Annotated in this window: 11 protein-coding genes; 3 read left to right on the top strand and 8 right to left on the bottom strand. The window is 36.9% G+C overall.

The features are described 5' to 3' along the window. Positions 1-2 precede the first annotated feature (2 nt). Both G7Y56_RS01945 and rfbB read right to left on the bottom strand, forming a co-directional pair. The gene (locus G7Y56_RS01945) at positions 3-839 is read right to left on the bottom strand and encodes a DUF3784 domain-containing protein (protein ID WP_165040587.1); all 837 of its coding nucleotides are present in this window, start codon (positions 837-839) and stop codon (positions 3-5) included. A 27-nt stretch (positions 840-866) separates the two neighbouring features. After that, on the bottom strand, positions 867-2,003 hold the full coding sequence (gene rfbB, locus G7Y56_RS01940; protein WP_165040585.1) for a dTDP-glucose 4,6-dehydratase: 1,137 nt from the start codon (positions 2,001-2,003) through the stop codon (positions 867-869). Between the two features lie 202 nt (positions 2,004-2,205). On the opposite strand from rfbB, the gene G7Y56_RS01935 reads away from it, so the two are divergent. Then, positions 2,206-3,540 carry an NADP-specific glutamate dehydrogenase gene (locus tag G7Y56_RS01935; protein WP_165020635.1) on the top strand — a complete coding sequence of 445 codons (1,335 nt, stop codon included), beginning with the start codon at positions 2,206-2,208 and terminating at the stop codon, positions 3,538-3,540. A gap of 53 nt (positions 3,541-3,593) precedes the next feature. Here the strand turns inward: G7Y56_RS01935 and G7Y56_RS01930 are convergent, their stop codons facing one another. The 4 genes from G7Y56_RS01930 to G7Y56_RS01915 form a co-directional block, all read right to left on the bottom strand. After that, a complete protein-coding gene (locus tag G7Y56_RS01930; protein ID WP_165040583.1) occupies positions 3,594-4,193 on the bottom strand; it encodes a YigZ family protein in 600 nt (199 codons plus the stop codon). Between the two features lie 36 nt (positions 4,194-4,229). After that, positions 4,230-4,565: a YnfA family protein gene (locus G7Y56_RS01925; protein WP_165040581.1), complete on the bottom strand. Its 336-nt coding sequence runs from the start codon at positions 4,563-4,565 to the stop codon at positions 4,230-4,232. Positions 4,566-4,686: 121 nt separating this feature from the next. Next, entirely contained in the window at positions 4,687-5,691 is a 1,005-nt protein-coding gene (locus G7Y56_RS01920) for a hypothetical protein (protein ID WP_165040579.1), read from the bottom strand. A 310-nt stretch (positions 5,692-6,001) separates the two neighbouring features. Then, positions 6,002-6,664 (bottom strand): hypothetical protein, encoded by a 663-nt coding sequence (locus tag G7Y56_RS01915; protein ID WP_165040577.1) that lies wholly within the window; start codon positions 6,662-6,664, stop codon positions 6,002-6,004. A 737-nt stretch (positions 6,665-7,401) separates the two neighbouring features. On the opposite strand from G7Y56_RS01915, the gene G7Y56_RS01910 reads away from it, so the two are divergent. Further along, entirely contained in the window at positions 7,402-9,912 is a 2,511-nt protein-coding gene (locus G7Y56_RS01910; protein ID WP_165040575.1) for an ATP-dependent Clp protease ATP-binding subunit, read from the top strand. A gap of 147 nt (positions 9,913-10,059) precedes the next feature. Here G7Y56_RS01910 and G7Y56_RS01905 read toward each other — a convergent pair whose 3' ends face one another. Beyond that, the gene (locus tag G7Y56_RS01905) at positions 10,060-10,659 is read right to left on the bottom strand and encodes a hypothetical protein (protein WP_165040573.1); all 600 of its coding nucleotides are present in this window, start codon (positions 10,657-10,659) and stop codon (positions 10,060-10,062) included. 68 nt (positions 10,660-10,727) lie between these two features. On the opposite strand from G7Y56_RS01905, the gene G7Y56_RS01900 reads away from it, so the two are divergent. Next, positions 10,728-11,480, top strand: a complete 753-nt coding sequence (locus G7Y56_RS01900) for a creatininase family protein (protein ID WP_165040571.1) — start codon at positions 10,728-10,730, stop codon at positions 11,478-11,480. 167 nt (positions 11,481-11,647) lie between these two features. On the opposite strand, the gene G7Y56_RS01895 is transcribed toward G7Y56_RS01900, so the two are convergent. After that, positions 11,648-12,892: a DUF1015 domain-containing protein gene (locus G7Y56_RS01895; RefSeq protein ID WP_165040569.1), complete on the bottom strand. Its 1,245-nt coding sequence runs from the start codon at positions 12,890-12,892 to the stop codon at positions 11,648-11,650. Positions 12,893-12,940: the final 48 nt, after the last annotated feature.

Below are 12,940 nucleotides of genomic sequence, written 5' to 3'. Positions count from 1 at the left end.
GATTAACTTTTCTTTTTCTTTATAAACCAAACAATCATGGCTATAACAGCCAGTCCACCTATTACAGACAGAATAACCAGCCAATGTTTGAGTATGAATTTTATTACTATAATCAATATAACAACAGCGAGGACTATACCTATTATTTGTATAACCTTACGAATTGTCGCTTTTCTTTTAATCGAAGCGAGTTCCTCTTCACTAAGAGTTGCTATTTCGGGTTCAGCATTTACATTTATGAATGTGGTCGACACCGTTTCGGTTTCAGTCGGCGTTTGGGTTTCTATTATTTCCTCTTCAATCTCGGGGATTTCAGTATTGAACGAATTTTCTTCCGTTTCTTCGTAAGCAACATATCCTTCATTCGTTTCTTCTTCGGGCAGCAATAAAGGTTTAACCTCCTCGTAGTCTACATCCTCAGGCAAATAATTTTCGGGCGCCTTTTCTACAATAACTTCAATTATACGATTTTCGACCTTCGGCAAATCCAATTCCCGATTATCTTCAATTATTGGCTCCTTAGGGGAATCAACAACCGGCTCCGATACTTTTTCTTCTATAGTCTGAATCGGCTCGCTTTTAATATGCTCATTGCCATTATAAGCTAACCGAATTACGGAATCGACCCGTGATGAAGCGACCTTTGTATCAAAATCGCCGTCATTTACCATTTTGATTAGCTCATCCTCTATCAAAGGATATTTGGTCATTAATGTTTGACACGCATTGGCGAAATCACGAAAGCGCTGTATTTTTTCAACTTTTGCTTTTACATCATCACCACTTAGAGATGTAACATCTAATATTTTATCTGCTAGAATAGCCTTTAGTCGTTCCATAAATTTAGAGGAAAGATAATATTTTGGTTATCGGTTTAAATACATTTGTTCGTAATATTTCATATAATCTCCGGACGTAACCTCTTCTACCCATGTCTGATTGTCAAGATACCAATAAATAGTCTTTACAATACCTTTGTCGAAAGTAGTTTCGGGGAGCCATCCTAATTCTTTAGAAATCTTAGCCGGATCGATAGCATAACGGTGATCATGACCTTGACGATCTTTCACAAACGAAATTAAATCATTATTTATCCAACTGATATCAATAGTTCCGTCTGCAGCTATTTCTTTTTTCTTAAGCACCTCTCTGTATTTTGGTTCTTTTTCTAAAATATCGTGTATGGTAGATATAACAAGTTTTACTATATCAATGTTCTTCTTTTCGTTATGCCCACCTATATTATAAACCTCATCGACACGCCCCCGATGGAGAACTGCATCTATCGCTTTACAGTGATCTTCAACATACAGCCAATCTCTGACATTACTGCCATCACCATATACAGGCAGTTGTTTACCTTCCAAAATATTACGAATAATAAGAGGAATCAGTTTTTCCGGAAAATGATACGGCCCGTAGTTATTCGAACAGCGAGTTATATTTATCGGCATCTTGTAAGTTTCGGCATAAGCCTTAACAATCAGATCACCACCTGTTTTTCCTGCACTATAGGGCGAACGCGGATCGAGAGGCGTAGTTTCAGTAAAATAACCCTCATCACCCAACGAACCATAAACCTCATCTGTAGAAACTTGGAGATACTTTACGCCTTCGCGCCAGAGAGGATAGTTATTATCATCTTTACCTACTGTCCAATATTTTTTTGCTGTATCTAACAGATTTTGAGTTCCCAGAACATTTACCTGAAGAAACAATTGCGGGTTTTCGATACTACGATCGACATGACTTTCCGCTGCAAAATTTACAACATAGTCAATCTCGTAATCTGAAAACACCTTCTCGGTAGCTGCTCTATCACAAATGTCACCTTTTACAAAAACGACACGAGGATCTTTAAGTTCTTCGGAAAGTGTACCCAAATTACCCGCATATGTAAGTGAATCAAAAATGATAAGTTTTGCATCAGGATGTGCAGCCAGCATATGCTTAACAAAATTCGAGCCGATAAAACCGGCACCACCCGTTATAAGATAAGTCATGTATTTTAATCTGTTATATTTCTACATTTTAATTAGTAAATACAAAAATAAGAAAAAAACTATATCAAGAGTCCTTTACGATGTATTTATCACGTAAATCTTATTAAAAGTGAAAAATTACAAAAATAGGAGACATCAAACTGACAAAAAGACAAAAAAAACACTATATTTGCATCAAATATAAACCATAACAAGATATTTAATGAAATCAGAAGAAGTATTAGCGCAATTAAAACGCAGATTTCCAAACGAGCCGGAATATCATCAAGCGGTACACGAAGTATTAGAATCTATCGAAGAAGTCTATAACCAACACCCGGAGTTCGAAAAAGCAAACCTTATCGAGAGACTATGTATTCCCGATCGCATGTTTTCTTTCCGTGTTACATGGGTAGACGACAAAGGACAAGTCCACACCAATATGGGTTACAGAGTGCAACACTGCAACGTGATAGGACCATACAAAGGTGGCATCCGTTTTCATGCATCCCTAACTCCTTCTATTCTTAAATTCTTAGCTTTCGAACAAACATTCAAAAATTCACTTACTACTTTGCCTATGGGTGGTGGTAAAGGCGGATCGGACTTTAGCCCTAAAGGCAAATCTTCTGCTGAAATCATGCGATTCTGCCAAGCGTTTGTAACTGAATTATGGAGACACATCGGCCCTGATACCGACGTTCCTGCAGGAGACATAGGCGTGGGTGGTCGCGAAATTGGTTATATGTTCGGTATGTACCGCAAATTAACCCGCGAATTTACAGGAACCTTTACTGGTAAAGGTTTAACATTTGGTGGCTCGTTGATTCGCCCTGAAGCAACCGGCTATGGCAATGTTTACTTCCTTCTTGAAATGCTAAAAACAAGCAATATCGACATTAAAGGTAAAAAATGTCTAGTTTCGGGATCAGGTAATGTTGCTCAATACACTTGTGAAAAATTAATAGAACTAGGAGCAATACCTGTAAGTTTATCAGACTCCGACGGATATATATATGACGAGAATGGTATTACAATGGAAAAATTGGAATACGTAAAAGAGCTGAAAGAACTTTACAGAGGCCGTATCAAAGAATATGCTGATACTTACGGCTGTAAATATGTACCAAATGCTCGTCCTTGGGCAGAAAAAGCAGATATCGCTTTACCTTCGGCCACTCAAAACGAACTGAATGGCGAAGATGCTAAGAAACTAGTCGCTAATGGAGTTATAGCTGTATCGGAAGGTGCAAACATGCCATCTACTCCGGAAGCTATTGAGGTATTCCAAAGTGCAAAAATACTTTATGCACCGGGCAAAGCTGCCAATGCAGGAGGTGTTTCTGTTTCGGGATTAGAAATGACTCAAAACTCTGAAAGAATCAGCTGGTCGACTGAAGAAGTAGACAATAGATTGAAGTCTATCATGAAGAATATCCACGAGAACTGTGTTAAATATGGCACACAACCCGATGGATATGTAAACTACGTGAAAGGTGCAAATATTGCCGGATTTATGAAGGTAGCTAAAGCTATGATGGCTCAGGGTATCGTATAAATTATATTTAGTTAATGAATAAAAAGTTGCTTGTGGTTCACAGGCAACTTTTTTTATTCTTCGATAAATCGCAGACTCTCTACGTTTTCGAGCTTACTTACCAACTCTTTATATTTACCTTTTCGGATAGACAGAATCATTAAGCAATCCATATCATATTCCTGTTTCACTATTGTTGGTTCTAAATCCTTTACGATCTTCATCACATCATTCATAAAAGGATATTCGAAACCAAAAGCGACAGTACAATCGACAGTCTTTTCTATTATTTCAGCCGAAGCAATCGCTTCCGCAGCAGCTTCGCGATAAGCAACAATCAAGCCGCTTGTACCAAGTTTTATACCACCAAAATAGCGTATTACAACAACAAGAATATCTGTCAGATCATTCGAATTGATTTGCCCCAAAATCGGCTTACCAGCAGTACCCGAAGGTTCGCCATCATCGTTCGACCTGAAATTATCACGATCTGCACCAAGCATATACGCCCAACAGACGTGGCGTGAATCATAATATTCTTTCCGATACTTGTCAACAGTCATTTTCACCTCTTCCACTGTAGATACAGGTATGGCATAAGCAATAAACTTGCTCCGCTTTTCTGTATAAATAGCCTTCGATATATCGCTGATTGTTTTAAAAGTATCTTCCATAAAGTACAAAGATAATAAGGAATTTGCAGAAACTCATCAGCTACTCGCCCTAGGTGCATAGAAGATAATGCAAACACCAACTAATGCGACTATCGCACCGATAATATCGTAACGGTCGGGTTTAAAACCATCGACAGACCATGCCCACAACAACGATAACACGATGAAAATCCCGCCGTAAGCTGCATATACACGTCCGAAGGTTGCCTCTTGAAAAGTTGCAACAACTCCATAGAGAGCAAGTATTAAGCCACCCAGCACGCCATACCACAAGGGTTTTTCTTCTTTAAGCCAAAGCCAGATAAGATAACCGCCACCTATTTCGCAAATACCAGCCAGAATAAAAAACAGTAATGATTCTAGAACTATCATTTATCTTGATTTTTAAAATGAAAACAAACTATTTATGTAGATTCAAAGACAAATGTACTAGATATTGAAGAATACCGTTCAGATAGTTGACAGGAAAATAGGAATTGATTTATTATGTTTTCTAATATTCAAAAGTCAGCTTAAGAGATATACCGTTGTATTTTTCGTCCAACGTGACAAACTTAGAGGGGTCTATTGTCGACCGTTCATCAAACTTTGCACATTGCAGTGTATAACCCAGCCCAATATTGAAAGCTACTTTATCATTTTTACTAAAACTTACTCCAAAGGAACTACTTACATAATAGCCCCTACCCCCAAAGAACGAATATCCGCCTTTCACATCCCAGAATGGTGTAGTGCCTTCATCCAAAAAATTAATACGGGGGTTGATAAATAGTGGTAAAGACGATTCTTTTTTATTAAGCGATAAATTATAACCGACACCTAAACCCAGAAAAAAGATCGGATTGAATTGGTATCCATGCGAAGAAATAATTTCAAAACGATTATTCTTAACATTACCAACTCCGTGAGTATATCCATAATCGATAAATCCCCGATAACCAGATATATCCCTATTCCATTCCCGTCTTCGGTGCTTGGGTCTCGGAGGAGTCCAAAAAGTAAGATCTCCCGTATCTTCTTGGCTTCGCATGCCGGATTGAACAGGAGTGGGAACACTCATTTCGGGAACACTGACCCTATCATTTTTCAAATTCTGATGCAAATTCTCATTGTTCAGCAAGTCAGAATAACTATCAGTTAGTGGGTTTAAGTCAGGCTGTGCTTGGCTATTTACACTATTTTGCAAACTAAGATTCTGTTTATTACTATTATATTCTTTATTATCAGCAGACTCATTACTACCAGAGGCAGGCGCAGAACCTCTAATTACTTTCTCTACTTCAAATTTCTGAAATGTTTGTACCGTTTCATTTTTTGTAGTTTCATCTATTACTTTTATCGTTAAAACACCAAGTTCATCTTTGATTATAGTCCCGCTTACAACTTCTTTATTTTTCAGATATATCACATCCTTCAATTTATTATTAACACCTTGTCCTTTTACAGGTAGAAGCTGAAGCAATACAACAGATAAAAGCAAAATAGATTTTCGTAGCATAGTATTAGAATGTAATGGTGTAAATATTATAATCTTCCCTATTAGGTTAAACGGAATTAATCCCACAAATATTACGAGAAAGTTTTTTTTACATGAAAATACCTTTATAAAAACGCTGTAAAATAGATATTTAAATAGAGACATGCAATCAATTCCTACAATTTAAGAGGTTATATAAACAAAAAATTGATTATCATTCCGACATTATTTTCAAAATCAAATAACTTTAAAGATTACGTCCTTTCACCTTGATCCAATTAGATTTTTCTAGTAATCTGCGCGATAATTGAAATTCCATAATAGCATATTGTTATCTGCCGATTTTCATATTTTTGATTATATCATTCAGTTCAAATTGAGTTTTCTTAATGTATATATCTCCTGATTCGAAAATCCAAAGAGTTTTTTCATCTCTGTTATCTATAAAAAGATAGCTTGTATTCTCATATCCAACTATCAGACAATTCATCAATTCATTAAATGGTATTTCGTCCTCAATCCATTCTTTCAATTCTTCTGGAACAGATTTTAGAAATCCTGCTATCGATTTTATTTGCAAATATGCCTCATTATTTATATTCACTTTCTCACATAATTCAGATAGAGTGTATAGCCTAAATTTATTTCGCCCCTCTATTATTGAAACTTCCAAGGTCGAATTTTTCTTAGAGAGAAAATCAATGTAACCAGTAATAAGTTTAATATTTTCATTTCTCAGAATATCAAGTGCTTCTTTTTTAGTTTTGATTTTTTTCGTAACCTCTTTTTCATTAGGATTATCATACATTGCAGTTTCTTCCCATTTAATAGGATTGAATTGAATTTGTGTTTTACATTTTGGACAATGAATAAACATAAATGCCATTCCTTTACTTATAGCATCATTTACAAAATCAGAATCATGCTTAGATAAATCTTTAACATTGAAAGTTTCTCCACAAAACCAGTAATAAGGACATTTTATATCTTTCATATGAGATCATGATAATTTAATTATTGGCGTTCATTATTAGCATTTATCTTTCAACTCTCATATAATGGATATTAATAATTAAGTGTCTATCTCTAATAATTTTGTAAGCCTGTATTCTTTACAACGGTATTAATCCGCAATGTCAAAATTAATTGTTTTTTCTTTTAAAATAACAACTTCCATCTCCTTTCGGCTTGAATATTGCTTTTATATAACAAATCCAATACATAATAGCTAATGTACGCCTAACAGTCCTGTTGAAGGATGCCAAATTTAGTTGTATGGATGTGAAGGGCAATCTAATTAAACACACCAACCAAATGATAGTCAATAAACTAAATACATTACAATGCATTACCGACATGTACAATAACAAAAAATTGGTTGTCATCCCGACAACCAATCTTCACTTCTAACCATAAATCTAATACCATGAAAAATACAGTACAAATATAAGCACACTTTTCAAAATACCAAAATCAAAAAGACATAAAAAATAATATTTTAACAGAAATATAACATCTGCAACAATATTATATATACATAATGATCATATAACATATTTTAATACAGATTATTTTCAAATTAATAACAATATCTTAACATACTCAAAAACTTTATGGCATCATTTTTGTTTGAATAATATAAAGATAATTAATAAGGCTAAATTCAAAAATTGAATTGGAAATTAATCTTATTTTTGTAGAACGATAACAGAAACACCAAATAAGACGGTTATGGAAAATAATTTTTCACAAAGAGTTCGCAAGATCATGACTTATAGTCGTGAAGAAGCGGGACGTCTTCAAACCAACTATCTTGCGCCCGAACATTTGATGCTAGGTATTCTCCGTAATGGAGAAGGACTTGCAATTCAGGCATTGAATGATTTTGGGATTAATCTGGTTGAATTGAAAGCTAATATAGATGCAAATATATTGAAACAACAAGAAGACGTGTATCCTAACAGTGAGGTTGTATTAAGCAAAAGCACCGAGAAGATACTAAAAATGAGTATACTGGAAGCCAGATTGACTAAAAGTCAGGAAACAGACTCTGAACATTTATTATTGGCGATATTGAAAGATCATGACAATATTGCTGCAATTTTATTAGAACATTATAACATGGATTACAACGGAACATATACATATATTAAAAGTGTAAGCGATATGCTGCACAAAAATCAGTCTCCCCGAATGGGTGCTGATTTTACAGAAGATGACGATGATGACGAACCAATGAACTCTGGCGGAAGCGGCAGCGTTGGTACGCAACAACCTCGTCAGGCTACTGATACCCCTGTGCTCGATAACTTTGGCATAGATATGACAAAGGCTGCATTGGAAGATAAACTAGACCCGATTGTCGGTCGCGAAAAAGAAATAGAACGTTTAGCGCAGATACTTAGCCGCCGCAAAAAGAATAACCCTATACTTATCGGTGAACCGGGAGTGGGTAAATCGGCTATAGTAGAAGGCTTAGCTTTGCGCATTACACAAAAGAAAGTTTCTCGTGTATTGTTCGACAAGCGTGTTATCGCCCTTGATATGGCATCTGTTGTAGCAGGTACAAAATATCGCGGACAATTCGAAGAACGTATCAAGGCTATACTGAACGAACTATCTAAGAATCCGAATATCATCTTATTTATAGATGAAATACATACCATTGTGGGTGCAGGTGGCGCAACAGGTTCGCTTGATGCCGCAAATATGCTGAAACCTGCTTTAGCACGTGGTGAGATACAATGTATCGGTGCGACTACTTTAGATGAATATCGCAAGAACATCGAAAAAGACGGTGCTTTGGAACGTCGTTTCCAAAAAATAATCGTAGAGCCTACAACTGCCGAAGAAACATTGCAAATACTCCATAACATAAAAGAACGTTATGAAGAACATCACAATGTAAAATATACAGAAGAGGCACTCGAAGCTTGTGTGAAACTGACTGACAGATATATTACAGACCGTAATTTCCCTGATAAGGCAATAGATGCTTTAGATGAGTCGGGTTCTCGTATGCATATTGCAAACATACTCGTTCCTAAAGTGATTGAAGATCTGGAAGCAGAACTGAAAGATGTTATAGAGCAAAAAACCGAAGCTGTAAAAGCTCAAAAATACGAATTGGCCGCCAGCTACCGAGACACTCAACGTCAATTAATGGCTAAGCTGGAAACTGAAGAAACTGCTTGGAAAAATCAGTTGAAGGAACAACCCGAAACAGTGGATGCAGAAAAAGTAGCGGAAGTCGTTTCTATGATGTCGGGTATTCCGGTGCAACGTATCGGTGAAGCCGAAGGCGTGAAACTGGTAGGCATGAAAGAAAGCCTGAAAGCGACTGTTGTCGGTCAGGACTCGGCTGTTGAAAAAATAGTGAAAGCTATTCAACGTAACCGAATTGGATTAAAAGACCCTAATCGCCCTATCGGAACATTTATGTTCCTTGGACCGACAGGTGTAGGTAAAACCCACTTGGCTAAGATGATTGCAGAACAATTGTTCGATTCGGCTGATTCTCTTATACGTATAGATATGAGTGAATACATGGAGAAATTCAATGTATCTCGCTTAGTCGGAGCACCTCCGGGATATGTAGGATATGAAGAAGGCGGATTGATGACCGAAAAAGTTCGTCGCAAACCGTATTCCGTAATCCTGCTGGATGAGATAGAAAAAGCGCATCCGGATGTTTTCAATCTATTACTTCAAGTAATGGATGAAGGCCACCTAACTGATAGTCAAGGTCGCAAGATCGATTTCAAAAACACGATTCTGATAATGACATCGAATGTAGGTACCCGCCAATTGAAAGATTTTGGTGGAGGTATCGGATTCAACAAAATGTCGACAGCAGACAAGGAATACTCGAGAAGTGTATTGCAAAAAGCATTGAATAAAACATTCTCTCCTGAGTTTCTGAACCGTGTGGATGATATCGTTACATTCGATCAATTAGACAAAACATCAATTGACAAGATTATCGATATCGAGCTTAGAACATTCTACAAGCGTATGGATGAACTGAACTACAAGATTGAGATCTCACAAGAGGTTAAAGACTTCCTTTCCGACAAGGGCTATGATGTTCAATTCGGCGCTCGTCCGTTGAAACGTGCAATTCAAAATTATGTAGAAGACGAAATTGCAGAATTGATACTTTCAGGCATTGTTAAAGAAGGTGGTACAATAACCTTTGCAATAGACAAAGAGAAAGATAGATTAATAGCAACTGCTAAATAAAAGCAAAAATTATATGTAAAAATTCCCCCGAAAATAGATTTCGGGGGAGTTTTTTTATGGGATATATTCTTTCGTGCTTTGCCGTTTCGAAACATAACAGATTCCTCCTCTCAGTTCGGAATGGCAGAAAGACCGGATTTGCTCTTTTTACAAATTTCTTAAGTGTCTTAGCACTTCTTCTTTCAAAACGATTACTTTCAATGGAATCGTAGAGTATGCTTTTTGGAAATCGGGATTATCATCCAATCGACTATGACGACGAACAAACTCCTCCAGTGGCATATCATCAGTGTATCCTTCAAAAATCGATCTTTTCGCTATTTTTGCCTTATCGACTAACGATGCAATATCTTTCAGTGTCGGAACAAGAGAAAGTGTTTCTACAACAGTCCCTATTTGCTGAAAATCAAGAGACACAGCAAAATCATCCGATTCGACAACCCCAAGCCATTGTAAAACAATGCGTAGATTCTCTTTTGTCAACCCCTCAATCACTTTATAATTTTCATCATAAAGAGCATCTCTGATACTCGACACAGTCCTATTAAAATCGAATTTTTCAGTCTCATAATATGCTGCCGCCATTTTAGAGTCACAACCTGTCAATTCACAAATCTCGCTTATCGATTTTGCTTTAAATAAAGCAGCACAGAGGGCAACATCACCATTATTTACCTTCAACAACTGCATAGCTTCCCCCATTGGCACAGGGACAATATTTCGTAATTCCTTTATTTTACCAGTCATATTTTATTCATTGATAATGCAAAGATAGAAAAGTAAAATTCATTATCTTTACAAGAAACGAGCTAATTATGGATAAATTCGACATTCAGTCAGTGTCTTATAACGACACTAAAGGCAAAAAGTTTGATTATGCAATCTTACCGTGGGGAGCCACCGAACCTCACAATTATCATCTGCCATTCCTTACCGATTGCTACCTCGCACACGATGTATCAGTAGATGCTGTAAGAAAAGTTTATGAGCAATCCGATTTGAAAGGGATGATACTGCCAACGATTCCGCTGGGCACGCAAAATACCGGTCAACGAGAATTACCTTTCTGTCTGCACACCCGTTATGAAACACAGAAAGCAATACTGACCGACATTGTGGCTTCTCTCGATTATCAGGGAATACATACTTTAATAATAGTAAACGGACATGGGGCAAATAATTTTCGGAATATGATTCGTGATCTGGCTGTCGATTTTCCGAATTTCTTTATTGTTGTAGCCGATTGGTTTAAGGTTATATCTCAAACAGGTTATTTTGAAGAAACTGACGATCATGCAGGAGAAATGGAAACATCGGTCTTAATGCATTATCGCCCCGACTTAGTAGATTTGTCTGTAGCCGGAGACGGCACCTACAAACCATTCAAAGCTCAGACTTTACGGGAAGGTATAGGATGGACACCTCGCAATTGGGCTAAAGTTTCGGAAGACACAGGAGTTGGCAACCCTCATAAATCAACAGCAGAAAAAGGGAAGAAATTTGCTGATGCTGTCAGTGATAAACTAGCACAGTTATTTATAGAAGTAGCTAAGGGTGATATATATTGAATTTTAATAAATAGTTAACCTGTCATCCCGAAACGAAGTGAGGGATCTTAACTCTCTTTGTTTTAGAGTAAACAGATCCCTCACTTCGTTTCGGGATGACAGAAGCGAGTATTATGCCCCTTCCTAGGGGAATAGCTTCAAGCTCATATTATTTATTAGCTTGAATATCAGCTCAATTTATGTATAACCAATCCCGAACGAAGTTTCGGTTCGAACCATGTTGTTTTAGGGGGCATAATATTTCCCGAATCGGCAATATCCATCAATTGTTTCATCGTAACAGGATATAAAGCCAACGCCAATTTCATTTCGCCACTATCTACGCGCTGTTTTAACTCATCGAGACCTCTTATTCCACCTACGAAATCAATCCGCTTGTCGGTTCGCAAATCTTTAATACCTAATATTTCATCAAGAATATATTTTGAAGAAATAGTAACATCCAGTACTCCGATCGGATCATTATCGTCGTATGTATCAGAGTTAGCTGTCAGCGTGTAACATTTACCATCCAGATAAATAGAAAAATGATGCAATCCCGCAGGAGGCACAATATCAGTACCCTTTTCTTCCACAATAAAATGTTCCCCTAATTTGTTCAGAAATTCGGAAACACCCAATCCATTAAGGTCTTTCACCAAACGATTGTAATCGATAATATTTAATTGACTATCAGGGAAACAAACAGCCATGAAGTAATTATATTCTTCTTTCCCCGTATGATTCGGATTTTGTCTTGCTTTTTCAGCACCAACCAAGGCAGCCGCAGCCGATCGGTGATGACCATCAGCTATATATAAAGAGGGTATCGAAGCAAATAGTTCTGTTATTCTAGCAACATCTTCCCGATCGTTTATAATCCAAAAATGATGTCCGACACCATCGGATGCCACAAAGTCATATTCGGTAGGAGTAGATATTATTCGCGTCATTATAGCTCCTAGTTCTTCGTTATCAGGATAAGCAAAGAATACCGGTTCTATATTCGCATCATTCACTCGGACATGCATCATTCTATCCTCTTCTTTATCCTTGCGAGTCAGCTCATGTTTTTTGATATTATCTGTCATATAGTCCTCGATATGTGAGCAAACAACCAAGCCATATTGGGTATTGCCATTCATTGTCTGGGCATAAACATAATAATTTTCGTCTTCATCCTGTACCAACCAACCGTTCTTTTGGAACTCGTTAAAATTCTGAACGGCACGATTGTAAACATCGGGATGATGTTCATCGATATACTGATCAAAATCTATTTCGGGTTTAATTATACGATACAATGATTTCTCATTTCCCTCTGCTTCCAAACGAGCCTCAAGAGAACTCAAAACATCATAGGGGCGGCAAACTACTTTCTCTACGATATTTTTGGGAGGACGTATTCCTCTGAATGGTTTTATAATAGCCATAATCTATGCGTGTTTTATATTGATTAACAGGTTATTTTCATTATACAC

Source organism: Dysgonomonas sp. ZJ709 (assembly GCF_011039195.1).
In the GTDB taxonomy this organism is placed as follows: domain Bacteria; phylum Bacteroidota; class Bacteroidia; order Bacteroidales; family Dysgonomonadaceae; genus Dysgonomonas.
The sequence above is the reverse complement of the archived record's forward strand: the minus strand, read 5'-3'. Positions and strand labels throughout refer to the sequence as shown.